10 protein-coding genes, 1 tRNA gene and 1 rRNA gene are annotated in these 18,747 nt (G+C 46.2%); 3 read left to right on the forward strand and 9 right to left on the reverse strand.

The window, feature by feature from the left end; translation table 11 throughout:
* Positions 1–241: 241 nt before the first annotated feature.
* The 5 genes from VFC92_07235 to VFC92_07255 form a co-directional block, all read right to left on the reverse strand.
* Positions 242–315: transfer RNA gene (locus VFC92_07235), tRNA-Ile, on the reverse strand.
* A gap of 487 nt (positions 316–802) precedes the next feature.
* Positions 803–2,326: ribosomal RNA gene (locus tag VFC92_07240) — 16S ribosomal RNA — on the reverse strand.
* Between the two features lie 614 nt (positions 2,327–2,940).
* Positions 2,941–4,410, reverse strand: a complete 1,470-nt coding sequence (locus VFC92_07245; protein ID HZK07980.1) for an aminoacyl-histidine dipeptidase — start codon at positions 4,408–4,410, stop codon at positions 2,941–2,943.
* 252 nt (positions 4,411–4,662) lie between these two features.
* Complete coding sequence (locus VFC92_07250; GenBank protein HZK07981.1) at positions 4,663–5,586, reverse strand: YihY/virulence factor BrkB family protein; 924 nt, start codon at positions 5,584–5,586, stop codon at positions 4,663–4,665.
* A 55-nt stretch (positions 5,587–5,641) separates the two neighbouring features.
* Complete coding sequence (locus VFC92_07255; GenBank protein ID HZK07982.1) at positions 5,642–7,243, reverse strand: YfcC family protein; 1,602 nt, start codon at positions 7,241–7,243, stop codon at positions 5,642–5,644.
* 379 nt (positions 7,244–7,622) lie between these two features.
* Between VFC92_07255 and VFC92_07260 the strand changes: the two genes are divergently transcribed.
* Positions 7,623–9,779, forward strand: coding sequence for a ComEC/Rec2 family competence protein (locus tag VFC92_07260; GenBank protein ID HZK07983.1), 2,157 nt, complete (start codon positions 7,623–7,625; stop codon positions 9,777–9,779).
* Between the two features lie 18 nt (positions 9,780–9,797).
* On the opposite strand, the gene VFC92_07265 is transcribed toward VFC92_07260, so the two are convergent.
* On the reverse strand, positions 9,798–10,889 hold the full coding sequence (locus VFC92_07265) for a DUF1343 domain-containing protein (GenBank protein ID HZK07984.1): 1,092 nt from the start codon (positions 10,887–10,889) through the stop codon (positions 9,798–9,800).
* A 164-nt stretch (positions 10,890–11,053) separates the two neighbouring features.
* Between VFC92_07265 and VFC92_07270 the strand changes: the two genes are divergently transcribed.
* Both VFC92_07270 and VFC92_07275 read left to right on the forward strand, forming a co-directional pair.
* On the forward strand, positions 11,054–12,280 hold the full coding sequence (locus VFC92_07270) for an FtsX-like permease family protein (protein HZK07985.1): 1,227 nt from the start codon (positions 11,054–11,056) through the stop codon (positions 12,278–12,280).
* A gap of 76 nt (positions 12,281–12,356) precedes the next feature.
* Positions 12,357–13,016 carry a DUF1016 N-terminal domain-containing protein gene (locus tag VFC92_07275; protein ID HZK07986.1) on the forward strand — a complete coding sequence of 220 codons (660 nt, stop codon included), beginning with the start codon at positions 12,357–12,359 and terminating at the stop codon, positions 13,014–13,016.
* 3 nt (positions 13,017–13,019) lie between these two features.
* Here the strand turns inward: VFC92_07275 and VFC92_07280 are convergent, their stop codons facing one another.
* The 3 genes from VFC92_07280 to VFC92_07290 all read right to left on the reverse strand — a co-directional run bounded on the left by VFC92_07280 (position 13,020) and on the right by VFC92_07290 (position 18,703).
* A complete protein-coding gene (locus VFC92_07280; protein HZK07987.1) occupies positions 13,020–13,619 on the reverse strand; it encodes a DUF2179 domain-containing protein in 600 nt (199 codons plus the stop codon).
* Positions 13,620–13,719: 100 nt separating this feature from the next.
* Positions 13,720–14,439, reverse strand: coding sequence for a phosphoadenylyl-sulfate reductase (locus tag VFC92_07285; protein HZK07988.1), 720 nt, complete (start codon positions 14,437–14,439; stop codon positions 13,720–13,722).
* A 157-nt stretch (positions 14,440–14,596) separates the two neighbouring features.
* Positions 14,597–18,703 carry a C25 family cysteine peptidase gene (locus VFC92_07290; GenBank protein ID HZK07989.1) on the reverse strand — a complete coding sequence of 1,369 codons (4,107 nt, stop codon included), beginning with the start codon at positions 18,701–18,703 and terminating at the stop codon, positions 14,597–14,599.
* Positions 18,704–18,747: the final 44 nt, after the last annotated feature.

The following is an 18,747-nucleotide window of genomic DNA, read 5'->3' on the forward strand; positions in this document are numbered from 1 at the left end:
CTCTTTTGTGCATTGTGGCTTTTTCAGTTATCAGTCAACAGTCAACAGTCAACAGTCATCAGTCATCAGTCAACAGTCAACAGTTAACAGTTAACAGTTAACAGTGATAAATCATCTGTTATTACTTAAGCCTTTCAATACTTTAAATCACTAGAATAAAACCATTGTTTTATTCTCTTTCTCTCAATTATTAGTTATTAAATCTCATCATTGATAACTGATAACTGATCATTGTTTTAAGTAGTCCTGCGCAGATTTGAACTGCGGACCCCTACATTATCAGTGTAGTGCTCTGACCAACTGAGCTACAGGACTGTATTACGGTCAAACTCTACCTTCAAACAGTGTCTGTATTCTCTTGTGCAGGTTGTAAGTTCAAAGTTTGATGTTCTAAGTTTAAGCTTGAGAGCTGCGCTGTTTAAACTGTAAACTCATCACCCATAACTTATAACTCATAACCCATAACTTCTTACTTCTTACGCCGGCAGAGCAGTTAAATTTTACCTTCTTTCTTAACAAATTATCTATTACGCTGCTCAATCATCGGCTAAAATTGAACGTCCTCACAAAAATTGACTTGAAAATATTCCAATATTCCCTTCTTCAATTTTTGTTGCGAGTGTCCTATTTTATTGTTGCTTGAACAGCTCATTACGATAATTCGTAAATAAATAAGGTATAAAGATGCAATACCGCAAAATTGTTCGGTAAAAAAAGTTGCAGACATTTAAATCTGCTTGTAACAGCCCTTTGTAAGACTCCATAACAGCTAAGTTATGGACTACATTGGGGAACTCTCCAGAAAGGAGGTGTTCCAGCCACACCTTCCGGTACGGCTACCTTGTTACGACTTAGCCCCAGTCACCAGTTTTACCCTAGTACGCTCCTTGCGGTTACATACTTCAGGTACCCCCGGCTTCCATGGCTTGACGGGCGGTGTGTACAAGGCCCGGGAACGTATTCACCGCGCCATGGCTGATGCGCGATTACTAGCGAATCCAGCTTCACGAAGTCGGGTTGCAGACTTCGATCCGAACTGAGACCGGATTTGGAGATTAGCATCACATCGCTGTGTAGCTGCCCTTTGTACCGGCCATTGTAACACGTGTGTAGCCCTGGACATAAGGGCCGTGCTGATTTGACGTCATCCCCACCTTCCTCACGGCTTACGCCGGCAGTTCCGCTAGAGTCCCCGCCTTGACGCGCTGGCAACTAGCAGTAGGGGTTGCGCTCGTTATGGGACTTAACCCGACACCTCACGGCACGAGCTGACGACAACCATGCAGCACCTCGCAAACGGCCATCGCTGGCATACGCCTTTCAGCGCACTTCCGAATGCGTTTGAGCCCAGGTAAGGTTCCTCGCGTATCATCGAATTAAACCACATGTTCCTCCGCTTGTGCGGGCCCCCGTCAATTCCTTTGAGTTTCAACCTTGCGATCGTACTTCCCAGGTGGATCACTTAATGCTTTCGTTCAGTCGCTGACGGTGTATCGCCAACAACGAGTGATCATAGTTTACAGCGTGGACTACCAGGGTATCTAATCCTGTTTGATCCCCACGCTTTCGTGCCTGAGCGTCAGTTTTAGCTTAGTAAGCTGCCTTCGCAATTGGTGTTCTGTAGCATATCTATGCATTTCACCGCTACATGCTACATTCCGCCTACTTCAACTAAACTCTAGACTAACAGTATCAACGGCAACTCCCCGGTTGAGCCGGGGGATTTCACCACTGACTTACTAGTCCGCCTGCGCACCCTTTAAACCCAATAAATCCGGATAACGCTTGCACCCTCCGTATTACCGCGGCTGCTGGCACGGAGTTAGCCGGTGCTTATTCTTACGGTACCGTCAACTCCGGACACGTCCGAAGGGTTCTTCCCGTATAAAAGCAGTTTACAACCCATAGGGCCGTCATCCTGCACGCGGCATGGCTGGTTCAGGCTTGCGCCCATTGACCAATATTCCTCACTGCTGCCTCCCGTAGGAGTCTGGTCCGTGTCTCAGTACCAGTGTGGGGGATAATCCTCTCAGAACCCCTAGACATCGTTGCCTTGGTGAGCCGTTACCTCACCAACTAGCTAATGTCACGCATGCCCATCTAAAACCACCGTAGTTTTAATCCTTAAAGGATGCCCTTTTAGGATATTATGGAGTATTAGTCCGAATTTCTCCGGGTTATTCTCCAGTTAAAGGTAGGTTGCATACGCGTTACTCACCCGTTCGCCGGTCGTCAGCAAGTATTGCTACTCCTGTTACCCCTCGACTTGCATGTGTTAAGCCTGCCGCTAGCGTTCATCCTGAGCCAGGATCAAACTCTTCATTGTAAATTTTAAATCTTCAAATGTCTTTCAGATTCTCTTTCACAACTTCTTCAAAGAATTTCTCTTTTCTAACTTGTGGATATTTGCTACTAAAGCTGCACTTCAATTTTTTCAAAGAACTGTTTTCAGTTACTCTATTTTTCAAAACGGCTGCAAAGATAATACTCTTTTTTAAACTGCAAGCGTTTTTTTAAAAATCTTTTCAAGAACTACTTTCAAAATCTTACCGGCTTCTCACTCTCTTTCTATCACTCATCTCCGGTTTAGAACTTCCTTTTTACGTTGCTCATTTTTGTTTGAGCGAAAAGGCCTGCAAAAATACAACTGTTTTTTAAAACACCAAAGTTTTTTTAAAAAATTTCAAAGTTTTTTTTCAGTTGGCACTTTCAGCGGGTTTGATTAATGAAAACCACCCGTTTCCTGTGTTTTGCTGTCTCTTCATCATGTTCAGGAACTTGCTTCAAAAGCGGGTGCAAAGATACACACATATTAATTTAGTAAACAAGCTTTTTTTTAAATAAAATGAAATTAGTTTTTACCTCATTGATTAGTAGCATTTTGCAATTGATTATTTTTTCAAAATTGATGTTCTATCGTCAAATTTTTCAGTCTTAAAACTACTTTTCTGCCCTTTCGGGGATGTTTTTGAGGATGTCGAGGGTCCAAATCCAGAATTTCTCCACGGATTTGATGTGAATCTTTTCGTCGGGCGAATGAACGCCTTTCAGCTCAGGGCCATAAGAGATCATATCCATCCCGGGGTAGGTTTCGCCAATGAGGCCACACTCCAGGCCGGCGTGCACGGCCAGTACCTTGGGCTCCTCATTAAACAGATTTTCGTACGATTTTTTGGCAACCTGCAGAATGCTGCTTTTGGGATTTGGGCTCCAACCCGGGTAGCCATCGGTATGCTCAACATCGGCGCCAGCCAGCTTCAATACGGCGGCCACCATATTCACTACATCATCCAGGGCGCTGGCCACGGAGCTGCGCTGGCTGGTGGTGATAAAGAAATGATCGTCGAAAGTCTTGACAGAAGCTAGATTGGTAGAGGTTTGCACAAAGTTGGGTATGTCGCGCGACATCTCCGTAACGCCGTGCGGCATGGCATAAAGCGCCTGGATGAGCAAATGCTGTGACTTTTCGTCGATGACAAAACCAGGTTGATCCACCTCGAAGGTTTCTACCAGTACATCCAGCTCGGTGGTTTGAAGTTCGTTCTTAATAATCTTATCAAAATCATCCACCATTTTGGTGAACTTGTCCTTATCTGCGCGATTTATCAGGATAACGGCCTCGGCTTCGCGGGCAATGGCATTGCGAAGGTTGCCGCCATCGAAACTATTGAGGCGGGCGCCGTATGTTTGTGCTGCGAGATGCAGCAAACGGTTGATGATCTTGTTGGCATTGCCCAAGCCTTTGTTGATGTCGTCACCAGAGTGGCCGCCTTTGAGACCTTTCACAGCTATCTTGAATGGGATTACATTCTCAGGAACCTGTTCTTTTTTGAACCCCATCTTAGCGATGGTATCGCGACCGCCCGCACATCCGATAAAAATCTGACCATCGTCTTCCGAATCCAAATTGAGCAGGATGTTGGCTTTGAGCAAATCGGGCTTTAGGCCAAAAGCACCCGTAAGACCGGTTTCTTCATCCACAGTGAAGAGGCATTCTAATTCGCCATGATCGATGTTGGTGGCAGCGAGAATCGCGAGCTCTGTGGCCATGCCAATGCCGTCGTCGGCACCCAGCGTAGTTCCGTCGGCGGTTACCCATTCGCCATCCACGTAAGCCTGAATGGCATCCTTATCAAAATCGAATTCTTTGTCAGCATTTTTTTCACAAACCATATCCATGTGGCTTTGCAAGGCAACAATCTGGAGGTTTTCGTAACCTTTGGTTGCAGCTTTGCGGATGAGCACGTTGCCGGTTTGGTCTTTAACATGTTCCAGTTTATGCTTTTTAGCAAAATCAACAAGATATTGAGCGATCTTTTCTTCTTTCTTCGAAGGACGCGGAATCTTAGTAATCTCCAGGAAATACTTCCATACTTCTTTGGGTTCGAGGTCTGTAATTTTAGTACTCATTATAATATGTATTAGAATTTTTATGGAAAATACAAAAATAGAAAAAATTAAACAAGCCGAAGGAAGAGCCCAAAAGCTGAAACTGACCTTGTCGGTCCGCCTGATTTGGTGTCAGAAATAAAATCATTATTAAATCCTATTATCCAAAATACAAAACTTAAGAATTTGAGAATTGGTGCCTTCATTCAAAATGTGATCTGCTGTGCTAACCGACACCATATAATAAGGTGTAGTTGGGGGAGATTAGCGTTTTTACTTCTCATTATTATTCTCGTCGATCACCTGCTGGTTTTCTTTGATGCGAATTGCATTGTTTGATGGCCGGATCTGCTGACCTACCTCACGTGCATACACCTGAGTGATTGCAGCACCCAGCAAAAGGATGATGGTGGAGAAATAGACCCAGAGTAAAATGACAATTACGGAACCGGCAGCACCATAGGTGGAGGTAAGCCTGCTGTTGCCTATGATTGCACCAATGACAAACTTACCAACTACAAACAACGCGGCCGTGATCATAGCACCAACCCACACATCGCGCCACCGGATTTTGGCATCGGGCAGCACTTTAAAAATAAGCCCAAACACCAGCGAGACAAGCGCAAACGAGATCACGAAATTAATAATCCACAAAACGGAAATGGAAAGATCGAAAATGTTTTGCTCGATAAAACCGGTGAATGCCGAGATAAAGGTGTCAAGTGCCAGCGTAACTGCCAGAAGAAATCCCATACTAAGAACAATGGCAAACGACACTGCCCGGTCTTTTAACATCTTGAGCCATTCGCGCTTTGGCTTCGGCTTGACGTGCCATATTTTGTTGAGGGCGGTTTGCAGGATTGTGAAAACAGTGGTAGCAGCTATAAATAAAGTAACAATACTAACAATGGTGGCCAGGAAACCACCTGTGGCCTGGCTGGCATTTTTCACAATTCTTTCGATAGCGGCAGCACCCTCAGGGCCAATGAGCGAACGAACCTGATTGCTGAGTTCGCCGGTGATGGCTTCCTGCCCGAAGAGATTACCGGATGTCGTGATTATTAATACCAATATTGCCGGCATTGCAAAAATGGTAAAGAAAGCAATGGCGCCAGCGTAAATGAATGGTTTGCTGCTACCAAACTCTTTGAAAGTTATTTTAACCTGGTTGAAGAGATTGCTGAGTTTTCGGTTCATGTTATTTTTTTCATGCTAACAACAACCAGCTCGTTTTGTTGGCCGGCCCCTAGCACTAAAAGCCTGGAAGCTTCATGGTAACGGTAGGTATTAATAATAAAAACCCGAGGATTACCAGCACGATCATAAATGGTGTGACCCAGCGCAACCACTTGTCGTAAGGAATTTTAGCCACGCCAAGCACCCCGATCAGGACGCCGGAAGTAGGCGTTATCATATTGGTAAAACCATCGCCAAACTGGAACGCCATAACATTGGCCTGCCGCGAAACGCCAATCAAATCGCTAAACTGCGACATAATGGGCATGGTGAGCGCCGCCTTGGCCGAGCCTGAGGGAATCACCACATTGATAATCGTCTGAAAAACGTACATCATCCCCACCGAAGCAACGCGCCCCATCTCCCCCATCGATTCGGAGATGTAATATAATAAGGTGTCGATGACGTGACCGTTCTGTAAAATGATGATGATTCCACCTGCCAATCCAACCACCATTGCCGCCGACATGATATCGCGCACACCTTCGAGAAAAAGGCTGGTGATTTTGTTTGCAGAATTATTCATCGCCACGCCGGAAGCGATGCCCATAGCAAAAAACAATGTGGCGATCTCCATCACATACCAGCCATAGCCCATTACACCAACGATAAGGTAAATGATGGTAAACATCAGGAGATTTAATACAAAAAAATGCACCGACTTTCGTAATGAGGCAATTCCGGTAACCAGAAACAAAACCGTAAGGATAGGAATGACTGGCAGGGTAGTGGAAGAATTGCCCACAGTAAGTGTGGTGTTGGGCATGTAAAAAGCATAAATAATCATCACCACAAGAATAATAATAAAAGTGACCCAGGCTGTTTTTGGAGTTTGGGAAACAATGCTTTCCGGATCGGAGATACTCTCACGTTTGCGCCAATAAGCGTCGTCGTCGTAAACGGGTGAAGATTTTGGATTCTTTTTGATGCGCCTTGCGTACCGCAGTATACAGGCAATGCCCACAATATTTATTACCACCCAACAAAAGAAACGGTATTCAATACCTGAAAAAAGCGGCAAGTCAGACAAGCCTTGCGCAATGCCGATAGTGAATGGGTTGAGCAATGCACCTGCAAAACCAAGTGCGGCCGCCACAAAACACATCGATACGCCAACAATGGAATCGTAGCCCATAGTGATGGCCAGCGGCACAAAGATGATGACAAAAGCGATGGTTTCTTCGCTCATGCCAAAGATGGCACCAAACGCACTAAACATCAACATGATCAGCGTGATGACCATATTATCGACACCCAAAGCTTTGATCACCTTATAGTGCTCCAAGCGGCGTGTAAATTTTAGAAACGAAAATATGCCGACATCGATGGCGCGGCTGTTATTCATAATCCAAAAGGCGCCGCCAATGAGCAGAATAAAAACTATTATATCGGCTTTATCGACAAATCCATCAAAAATGGCGGAAAATATTTCCCAGGTCTGCGGGTTACTTTCGATGTAAGTAAACGAATCGCTTTGGATAATTTCGCGCTGTGTTTCGCCCACCGTCACCATAACCCGCTGAAACTCTCCTCCCGGAATAAACCAGGTGAGCATGGCGGCCACTACGATAATGGCAAAGACGATGACGTAAGTGTGCGGGATTTGTCGTTTTTTCATGATTTTGTCACAAGTCGTTAATTTGAAATTACAAAAGAAACGAAAACTATTTAAAAGTGACTTGTGTAAAGAAGATAGAAATAAAATACAATTTCAGATTAAAATATCTGTTAGCCCACATCATTCCCAAAATCGGAAATTTTGCGATTACAACCTAAATTTTAACGGAAATGATTAAACGACGTCTGGAGTCTACCATCGATAGTAGCTTGCTTTAAAGGGTAATTTCGAGCGTTTCATCTTTAATACTTAAACAAAAAAGGCAGCTCCATCACGAAGCCGCCATTTTATTTTTAAGAAATCGTACGTCCCACTATTAAGTTTGCCACCATTATCAAAAATTCACTTATTTTTAACGTCCATTCAATTATCCCAGGTTGTGATCAATTGGCATCCATACCCGTTTTTTCGCGTACTTGTTCCTTTTGCAGCCGGTATCCTACTTGCAATTGGCATTGGCCTGCCCCCGGGAACAACGCCTGGGGTTTGGATTTTGATAACGCTGGCTTCTATCCTTCCAGCCATTTTCATCATTTATTTCTCTTCCTACCGGTACAGTTATCTAACGGGGCTTTTCCACTATCTCTTCTTTTTTGTTGCAGGGTTCACGCTGGTGCTTGTTCGCACGCCTGCGCTGGAGCCTTCTAACATTTCCAAATACAAAGGCACTGCCGATAAGTACATTTTGCGAGTAGCGGAGCCGGTGCGCGCCACCGCCAGGAGCTATCGCGCCACAGCGGCACTAATGTATGTTGTCGATTCGGGAGTTAAGCAGCCGGTTAGCGGCAAAGTGCTCGTTTACTTTGCTGCCGACAGTGCTGCAGCCAGCTTAAAATACGGCGATGTGCTGATAGCTTCAGGGTTGTTGACGGAGGTGCCGCCACCCGGAAATCCGCATCAGTTCGACTATCGAAAATTTCTGGCACACAGCGGCATCTATCACCAGATGTTTTTGAAAAGTTCCGGCTGGACAAAGACAAACCACACCTCTGCCAATCCTTTGTTTACCCTGGCTTATGCGGCACGGAACCAACTACTCGATGTATTGCGCAGCAAAGGATTTGGCGGCGATGAATATGCGGTAATTTCAGCAATACTGCTTGGTTACGATGACGAGATGGATCGCGAACTGCGCGAGCGTTATGCCGGCGCCGGAGCCTTGCACATTCTGTGTGTTTCGGGGCTACATGTAGGAATCATTTTTTTCATCTTCAACTTTTTATTTTCGGTGCTCGACCGCAGCAAACGCACACGCTGGCTCAAAGTAATACTGCTATTGCTGGCCATATGGTCGTATGCTTTTATCACCGGGCTTTCCCCCTCGGTATTGCGCGCGGCCGTGATGTTCAGTCTTTTTTCCTGGCGTGAGTCGCGGCATGCGAAATCCAATCCCTATAACATCCTGGCTGCGTCTGCTTTTATTCTTTTGGTTTACAACCCCTACCTCCTCATGCTCGTTGGGTTTCAGCTTTCGTACGCTGCTGTGCTGGCCATTGTTGCGCTGTTCGATCCCATCTATCGCCTGCTTGCCTTTCGCAGTTATCTGGCCGATCAGGTGTGGAAACTAATAGTGGTTTCGCTGGCTGCACAAATCGGCACTTTTCCTCTGGCCATCTATTATTTCCACCAGTTTCCGGTTTACTTTTTAATTACCAATATGGTGGTGATACCGCTGGCCTGGCTAATCATCAATACCGGCGTACTCCTGCTAATGGTGTCATGGATTTCGGTGTGGTTGTCGGCGATTATCGGGATGTTGTTATCCGTGTTTTTGATGGTGATGAATGGCGCCGTCAATTTTATCCATGGATTGCCCGGCGCAGTGCTACACGGACTTGTGCTGCATCTGCCGCAGGTGGTTTTGATTTATTTGTTAATCATCACCACAACACGCTTTGCCATCGATAAAAATTTTCGGATGCTAATGGCAAACCTGGTGCTGGTGGCGGTTTTGGTGGTGAGTTTTACTGTGGGACGTGCTGCTAAACTGAACCAGCAAAACGTCATTATTTATCAGGTAAACGGGCACTCGGCGCTGGAGGTGGTGCATGGTCGCCGCGCCTTACTCATTGCCGACAGCGCCTTACTGGCCGATGCTAAAGCGATGGGGTTTTCGTTGGAAATGAATCACACCTATTCGGGCATCCGGCAAATCAATTTCGTTATTCCGGATTCACTCCCATCTGCAAATTTGGGTGAAGCCACCGCTTTTTATAATCCAAACTTTCTTTCCGTTGGCGATCTTAGGTTTGCATTTATCGATCGCTCATATATTCCTTTGAACTCATCAGTTCCACTGCGGGTGGATTATGTTGTGGTGCAGCAAAATCCCAATGTTGATCTTTCCGATCTGACAACTCAATATGATTTTAAAGCTCTCATTTTCGATGCCTCCAATAGTTGGTACCGTCTGAAAGAGTGGTCGGCCTGGTGCGACAGCACCGGCACGCCTTATCACAACATTCGTGAAGACGGCTATTTTGAGCGCCCGCTCACCAGCCAATCAAAGTTGGAAAAGCTTTTGAGTTTGTGGTAGGTTTAATAAAGAGGTTATTTATTCAAAATCCGGATACAACAGGTATTTCTTACGGATGGTTTTAAAATCGTTAAGTGTAGGTTGCCAGCTCTGGCGTATTTCGGCTTCGGTGAGGCCTGCTTCTATTTGATTTCGCAAAATGTCGTTGCCAGCCAGCTTGTCGAAATAATTATTAAAAAACTTAATGCTATCGTGCAGGCTTTGATAAAAATTGATGAGCCATTGCAAATGCAACTGCGCCGGCTGTTGTTCGCAGTTTTGCGCAAAGCTAATGAGATTGATCCCGTTGCAATGCACGCCTTCGTGCTTGGGATTCGTGGCTACGCCGGGGATAGAGCGCGGCACAAAGATATAATGGCCGGCAAGGTAATCAGGATGCCCAACCACCTGAAAAGGATAATCGGTACCGCGACCAATGCTTACGTCGGTGCCTTCGAAAAAGCAGAGCGACGGATAAAGATAAACCGCGTATTTGTTGGGCAGATTGGGCGAAGGTTTTACCGGCAGTTCGAAACGATCGCTGTGGCTGTAGCCAATCATGGGAATTACTGTGAGCTGGCTTTGCAGATCGTTTGGCAGCCAATGCTCCCCGTTGACCATCAGCGCATATTCGCCCACCGTCATGCCGTGCACCACCGGCACCGGATGCATCCCCACAAAAGATCTGAAAGCGGTGTCGAGCACAGGACCATCCACATAAAATCCGTTGGGGTTGGGACGATCGAGTACGATAACCGGAATATTTTTTTCGGCACAAGCTTCCATCACCAAAGCCATCGTGCTGATGTAGGTATAAAAACGCGCGCCCACATCCTGAATGTCGAACACCACCACGTCAACATCGCTAAGCATAGCACTGTCGGGCTTGCGTTGTTTCCCGTAAAGGGATAAAATAGGCAAACCCGTCACCAGATCTATTTTGTCGTCCACCTTTTCGCCCGCATCAGCCTGTCCACGAAAGCCGTGCTCGGGACTAAAAACTTTTACTACGTCCACATCGAGGTGCAGCAGGTTGTCCACCAGATGCTCCTGACCGATGAGCGATGTATGATTGGCCACCACCGCCACACGTTTTCCGTCGAGCAGCGGCAGATACTCCTGCGTTTGCATGGCACCGGTTTGAAGCTGAGCCTTCGCAGTTTGGGCATTTGCAGCTGCTACAATCAGGCATATTATTAATAAAGAAAAAGATAGCCTTCGTGGGAAAGTCATAATTATTAAGTTAAAATTACAGCAGCGAAATTGGTTACTTTTGCGCCTCAACAATTAAACATTTGAACTTCGAGCTCTTCATAGCAAAAGGAATCCTCTCGGGCGACAAAGATAATTTTTCGCAGCCAATCGTACGCATTTCGGTGGTGAGCATCGCCCTGGGACTTGCCGTCATGATTTTGTCGATAGCCATCACCAGTGGCTTCAAGAAGGCTATCTCCGAAAAGGTGGTGGGATTTGGTGCGCACATTCATATTACCAGTTTCGACCTGAACAACTCCTACGAAACCACGCCCATCAGCATCCACCAGCCTTTCTATCCCTCCCTGGCCGACACGGCAGGCATCCGCCACATTCAGGCTTTTGCCACCAAATCCGGACTTATCAAAACCGATGATCAGATTCAAGGTATCGTGATGAAAGGAATTTATAAAGATTACGATTGGTCGTTTTTTAGTGATAAAATTATTGCCGGAAAGGCTTTCACCATCATGGATAGCTTGCGCAACGACAGCATCCTTATCTCCTCAAAAATCGCCAACAAGCTGGATTTTAGTCCCGGCGACGCTGTACGCGTTTACTTTATCAACCCCGACGAAGTAACGCCACGAGGACGGAAGTTTGTGGTAGCAGGCATTTACGAAACCGGTATGGAGGACTTTGATGACGTGTACATTATCGGCGATATGCGCCACATACAACGCCTCAACAACTGGACGGACGATCAGATAAGTGGTTTCGAGGTGTTTGTAAACGATTTTAGTAAACTCGACAAGATGTGGGAAAAAGTGTACAACACCATCGGCTTTGAGCTCAACGCAACCTCGATAACGAATCTTTACCCACAGATTTTCGACTGGCTCAACCTTCAGGACATGAACGTGATCATCATCCTGGTGCTGATGATTGCCGTGGCAGCCATCAACATGATCTCTACTTTATTGATATTAATACTCGAAAAAACCAACATGATCGGGGTGCTAAAAGCACTTGGGACAAAAAACGTTTCGGTGCGCCGGATATTCATGTACCACGCCTCTTTCATCATTGGGCGGGGATTGCTTTTTGGCAACCTGCTGGGCATCGGAATGGCACTGGTGCAACAACATTTTCATATTTTCCGGCTCGACCAGGAATCGTATTATGTACCGTATGTTCCCATCAGCCTGGATGTGCTGCCGGTAGTGCTGCTCAATGTTGGCACGCTGGCCATTTGCCTGTTGTTTCTGGTAGTGCCTTCGCTGGTGGTAAGCCGCATCACTCCCGTAAAAGCTATCCGTTGGGAATAAAAATACGAACCCCATTAATGCCAATCTTGTTTTTTTAAAAAGGATTTATAATCTAAGGATAAAAACACTTTAAAAGATGGAAAAAATTGAGAAGAATCAAGAATTTGAAAATGTCGTCGGGCATATCGAATTTATGCGAGGTAACGCCTTTCAAAAAGCAAATAGGGAGTTTATTTTAATCTGCTATGACGTTGGCCTGACGGTTTCAAAAAAAATGGCTGAGGGTTCCTGGGATGACAATGCAGTTGAAGCGTTAGCAGATTTCCTGCAAAATCGTTACAAAACATCCGTTAGCTTTACCATAAGTAACATTGGCAGAATGAAGCAGTTTTATGAGGTTTATTTTTCTGATGATTTTTTAAAACCTCTGGAAAAACAATTGGAAGACTTTTTTAAGCCGGCAGTGCCAACAAATACGGAGGAAACTCAAACTCGATTGTTTACCGAGTTACTTAGTGAAATTACCTGGACAAATCATCTGGAAATTCTCTCCAGAACTAAAGCACCGGAAGAAAGATTCTTCTATCTGGTCAATTGTCTGCATGAAAGGTGGTCATTGAGAGAATTCAGAAGGCGATTGGATTCCGACTTCTATTTCAAAGCAATGCTTTTGGGTCAGGTTGTGACACCTCCGTCAACTCAATTCCCAGAGGATTTATTTGAAGAACCTTATATTCTTGAGTTTTTTAATCTGCCATTGGGTCATACCAAAAAAGACCTGGAAAACGATTTATAAAAATTACTTCGATTTCCGCCACAGTTGCGGCATGCGCGATTTACCCATGGCCTGACTGCCTGGAACGAGCCCACCATAGCTTACCGATTTTACCTCCTCAATCGAATAAAAAGCATTGGGATTAAATCGATTGATGATTTCAATCAGCGATTTCAGTGTTTTGCGTGGAATTACTGTAAGGATTACTGTTACACTACCACGGCTGCCCATAGCTTCCATCATCGTGAGGCCGAAATTTTCCTTTTTGAGAAATTCGACTAGTTTGGAAGTATCTTTACTTGGAATGATGCGCACCACCACAGTACCCAACGAGAGGCGCTCCTCAAGTATGATACCGATATAATTGCCGGCGGCAAAGCCCAGACCATAGGCGATGTAGTAAAGGACGTTGTCGAGCTGTTGGATAATCTGTCCCACTGCAACCAGCCAGATGATAACTTCGAAAAAGCCCAGCAAAGGTGCCAGGTATCTGAACCCCTTCGACACAAAGATCAGACGTATCGTGCCAATGCTTTGATCGGCAACACGTGATAAAACAATCAAAAACGGGACGATGACCCAGGTAAACCAGAACGAATCGCCCATCAGAAAACCTAATTCCATAATTACTTAATTTTTATAGCCATTAAAAAAATACAAACAAATATTATCCCCTTATGATGTGGGGTGTAATGAAAAGCATAATCAGATATGGACAAGGATTTTACCCCTTTTTGATGTGAAGACCGCACTCTTTTTGTTCGGGCGTTTCCCACCACCAGCGGCCTGCGCGCACATCGTCACCGGGCGCTATGGCGCGGGTGCAAGGTTGGCAGCCAATGCTGCGGAAGCCCTGATCGTGCAGCTTGTTGTAGGGAATATTGTTTTGATTGATAAAATCCCAAACCTGCTCTTCCGACCAATCGATCAGCGGATTTATTTTTAAAAGACCAAATGTGTTGTCCCATTCTACCGGCTGCAGGTTTTTGCGCGTTACTGCCTGCGAACGACGCAACCCACTGATCCAGGCGTCCATTCCTTGTAGCGCCCTGCGCAGCGGCACGATTTTGCGAATGTGGCAACACAACTTTCGGTTCTCGATACTTTCGTAAAATAGATTAACACCTTTCTGGTTCACCATCTCTTCCACCTGCTCGCGCTCCGGAAAAAATATTTCGATGTTGAGGCCATAGCGGGCATTGTTGCGCTCTATCACCTCGTAGGTCTCCGGAAAAACACGCCCGGTGTCAAGGGTAAATATCCGTGAGCTGCTGTCGATACCGGCCATCATGTGGGTGATTACCTGATCTTCGGCACCCATGCTCGAAGCGAAAGCAATCCGGTGTTTGTAGGCTTGCAAAAAATGTGACAATAATTCCTGCGCTGAGGCACCAGCAAATTGCCGGTTGAGTTCGTTAAGTTGCCCTTCTGATAATTTCTCCATTTTGTACAGCAGGTTTTATGGTTTTTAATAAAGAGGACAAAATTACATTTTAAAATACGATGGGCTACTTTACATTTTAGACCACAATAAATGAAAAAAAGCCTCCGCGATGATTGCGGAGGCTTTTTTATGTCTAAAGTTAAAACTTTAAAAAATGCTATTTGATGATAAGCTTCTCTATGCTTCGTCCACTTTGTGTGTAGATTTCGACAAAATAGACTCCGTTGGTGAAGCTGTCGGTCTCGATGCGAACCTTGTCTTCATTGATCATCTTATCATAAACAACCTGACCCATGTTGTTGAGGATTTTCACCTGCAGCATCATCTCGGATGCGCTGATGTTGACCTCCTCTTTGGCAGGATTAGGATAGATGCTCAGGTTTCCGATGCTGCTGTGACCTACACCGGTAGTGGAGCCTTCGCCAAAACTGTCGGCGGACACGAGGTAGAAATTCACTGTTGTGGTTCCACCATTTTCAATGCTGATGCCATTCTGAGTTACCGGCTGGTATCCCTCAGCATTACAGATGACGTTGTAGGTTCCACCCATCAGGTGCAGCACATAATGGCTTCCGAATGGGGTGCTATACGACACTGCGCCGTAATCACCATTGAGTGCTGTAACCCATGCATCATCTATCACCAGATTGGTGAGTGCATCGCGAACGAAACCCTGGAGTTTGCCCTGGATGTTTCCAATCTCTACATGAACGGGTTGTGCAACTTCCGATTCGCCTTCGGGATACACGGCTGTTGCGGAGAACCAGTGGCTACCGGCCGGAACATTGTTGTGGGTATAGGTCATGCCGGCTTGCATGGTGGCAATCACCTGACTGTCCATGTAAACGTTATAACCACTCACAGATGAAGCCATGGGCAAAGGAGCTTGCCACGACAGTGAAACATTGGTTCCGGTAACTGAACAAGAAACATTTTGAGGAGGTTCCAGGAACATCTGAGATCCGATTAAAATCGTGTAATCTTCCACTTCGCCATAGCTTGCACTGCCACAAGGCGCCGGGCTGGAGCTATAGGTCATGCGCACGCGCATACGATACTGGCCGGATTGCTGCCCGGCTGGAGCTACAATATTACCGGTAAATGTTGCACCGCCGCCATTACTTGTCAGCACAAAGGTCTCGTTGGGATCGCTGCCAAATTCTTTGTCAAGATTCCAGTCGACCCATACGGTAACTTTATCGCTGCTCCAGGCATTTCCGTTGGTGATGGTAATGGGCACCGGAACACCGGGTTCGAGTGTAGTGGTGATGTCGGTGTAATTAGCTACCCCGCCTTGCCATCCGCTGCTGTTGTCTATCTCGCCAAAAGTAACTTTTGAAATAAACTCGTCATTGTAGGTTGTAGAAGCTTCGCAGTAATCAGCAAAAAGAATCGACAGGACGTCCTGTTGGCTGATGCCCATATTTGCAGTCATATTCATGTTCAGTACTGCCGTATGACCAAAGGGCGTATTGGCAGCAGCATGCACCGTAAAGCTTGCTGTGCCTGTGTTTCCAGATGTTAAGTTGCCGATTTGCTGTGGTGTGGTGGTAAGCACAGATACATATTGATCGGTGCTCAGGAGCTGCGCTTTTACAGCATAAGCATTTGACGAACCACTATTTTCGATGGTCAGAACCATTGTAGCCGTTTCGCCCGGATCAAGGAAACCATTGTTGTTGCCATTGGAATCATTGATGGTGTAGCCGGCAAATTTTAGTTTAGGAGCATGTGCCTGTATGGAAACATAGCTTTCCCAAACGTCGGTGCCGTTGGTGGCATTCAGCGTCAGGCTCACGTTGTGTCCGTCGGGGATGTCTTCGGCAGCTTCAATAGCAAAAGCGTTGCTAACAGTTATTGTGGCGCCGGGGCCAATGTTTCCAAAAGTAGCAGAGCCGTCGATGATGGTTACGTAGGGATCGGCAGTGGTCATGGTAACGCTAACGTTGTTGGCAGCAGCTACACCCACATTTTTCATGGTCATGTCCAGGGTTACGCTTTCGCCATAATCGAGCAGACCATTGTTGTTGCCAGCGGCATCGTGAATCACATATTCATGACCTACTACATAGGGTCCGGTGGGGGGAATAACTTCGACATTGGATTCGTAACGGAAATAATTTTGACGTGTCACGGTAACGATCATCTGGTTGGGAGGCAATTGTGGATCGATAGTAATGTTGGTAGCGCCACCGGTGCTGGTAGCAGTTCCGATGATCTCGCCATTTACCGTAAGGGCAATAAAAGCACCCGTTCCGGCTGTCACGGTAAAAACGCTTTCGCCGCTGTACAATATCGGATTGTGAGTTACCGCCTGATTTTGTGGCACCTCAGAGTAAACCTGCATAAAAGCTCCGCCATGATGATGGAACAAGTTATAGGTTACTTCTTTATCGCTGGTGTTGTAGGGCCAGTTACTCTGCTGCAGGAAATACTTACCGGCAGCATTGCCAAAGGCAGGCAGGAAGCCACGCTCTTCTACCGGAGCACCGTAATCGGGCAGGAAGTTGGGATAGAAATTATCAAACATCCCCCATACATAAGCATCGTTTACGAATGAATAAGAAATCTCTGATGCGGCAATAAGGCCAAGTGCACCGGCATTTTGACCGCCATGAGTGTGGCGATGGAATTTCTCTGTAAAGCATTCGCTCGACCAGTTGTATTTCCCGGTGAGGCAGTTGATGGAGAAAACAAATACCAGCTCATTATCTTCGGTGTTGGTGAGCGAATTGATATGGTCGTTTTGGACAGCAGGCTCGCCCCATCCATTTTCACCACCATGGTCGCGGTGTTGCAGTGCAAAGGCTCCGTCGTTGATGGAGTTGACGACCATTTGTGGTGAGCCGTTGTTCCATCCACCCAGTTCTGCCGGGGTTTGTGGAATATAACCGGTACCGTTGGGGCCGAAATAATTCACTACCATTGAGGTGTTTTGGTTGGATGACCATGAGCTTCCCGGAGTACCGCTGTAGATCTGATTGATACGTACCGGTTGCTTGCCGCATTCTTCACGCCAGAAACCGCCTACTGTTTCAGAGCATATCTGGAACCAGCGTTCTGTTTGCCATCCCAGAGCGGTGATGGGTTTGTTGTAGAAATTAAAGTCGGTAGGAGGATTGTCCTCGTAGTTGAGCATTTTGGAAACCATCGTTTGCAGATGTGTTGCGTTTTGCGCGGTCATACGGGCAAAGATGATGTCGGGCATGCTGTTATTGTTGACGTCGGCAAAGATGTTATCCGACACGCAGTAGTTATTCCAGATGGGCGAGGTGATGCTGTTGGTGGCATCGGTACCGTAGTCAGCCATGATGAGCACGGCTACTGGCGGGATATCCCATGTATTAAAGGCGTTATTAAAATAATTCTCAAGAATGGCGGGAGTAGCACCACCGATGTCCTGAAGTTTCAGAATTCCGGTAAGAATTCCTTGTTTGGTGCGCCATTCTTTTATCTGCTCGGCGTAAGGCATCCATACATTATTATTGGGGATCACAATCAAATATTCAAACCCTGAATCATCGCGGCTATTCACATTCCGGATGCGTTGGCTATAATCAATTTCCGGAAGCGACTCACGGTTCATGAGCACGTCCTGCAGAATCGGGTCGAACCAGCGGCTGCGCAGGCGGTCTTCGCCAAAGTGTCCGTTGCCACCTTCAAAAGTAACGTCCAACGAAACATCGTGATAAACCAACAACTCTTTGGTTACCGGATTGTACTGAAAAGGGGTTACACCCAGGATTACCACATCTACGCCACGTATTTGGGTAGGTTCCGAAAGTTGGAATGGGTTGGCAGGGTAAAAAGCATTCTTTGAATAGATTCTCTCATTTTTGACGTATTTCAAAGGGCTGTCGTCAGTATCCAGCGGGATGTTGGGTGCCGGTGACAATTCAACATTCTGGATAGATTGTATCCGGTAGTTTGCTACGCGCAACCGTGCCTCTGCACCTTGCGGAATAGCTACGAAGCGACTGTAACCTGGAACGTTGGGCATCCCTTCGTCGTTGGGCAGGAAGTTGCCCGGCGCCAGAATCATCTGCATCATCTCACCATCTACATCCAGCCGGGTGAGTTCAAATTGGTCGATGGAAAAATTGGCTTCTACGCCGGCGGTACTTTCGCTTACAAGCGAGAGTCCACGGCTACCCCAGGAGCCTTCGTACTGATACGACTGAGCCTGCAGACCGGTAAATGTGAAAAACATAAGTGCCAGAAGCATGTAGCTCAGGCGTCTTTGTAAAAATGTAAATACATGCATGGAATTAGTGTTTTGAGTTAATAATACGTTGAAATCCTTCAAGT

The sequence above is a fragment of the Bacteroidales bacterium genome, assembly GCA_035647615.1.
Lineage (GTDB): Bacteria > Bacteroidota > Bacteroidia > Bacteroidales > 4484-276 > SABY01.

Coding starts and splice junctions, on each gene's coding strand:
- VFC92_07280 (HZK07987.1), bottom strand. CDS start 13,619: ATGGAATTAGGTTTTCTGATGGGCGATTCGTTCTGGTTTACCTGGGTC.
- VFC92_07245 (HZK07980.1), bottom strand. CDS start 4,410: ATGAGTACTAAAATTACAGACCTCGAACCCAAAGAAGTATGGAAGTAT.
- VFC92_07255 (HZK07982.1), bottom strand. CDS start 7,243: ATGAAAAAACGACAAATCCCGCACACTTACGTCATCGTCTTTGCCATT.
- VFC92_07275 (HZK07986.1), top strand. CDS start 12,357: ATGGAAAAAATTGAGAAGAATCAAGAATTTGAAAATGTCGTCGGGCAT.
- VFC92_07265 (HZK07984.1), bottom strand. CDS start 10,889: ATGCAAACGCAGGAGTATCTGCCGCTGCTCGACGGAAAACGTGTGGCG.
- VFC92_07285 (HZK07988.1), bottom strand. CDS start 14,439: ATGGAGAAATTATCAGAAGGGCAACTTAACGAACTCAACCGGCAATTT.
- VFC92_07250 (HZK07981.1), bottom strand. CDS start 5,586: ATGAACCGAAAACTCAGCAATCTCTTCAACCAGGTTAAAATAACTTTC.
- VFC92_07290 (HZK07989.1), bottom strand. CDS start 18,703: ATGCATGTATTTACATTTTTACAAAGACGCCTGAGCTACATGCTTCTG.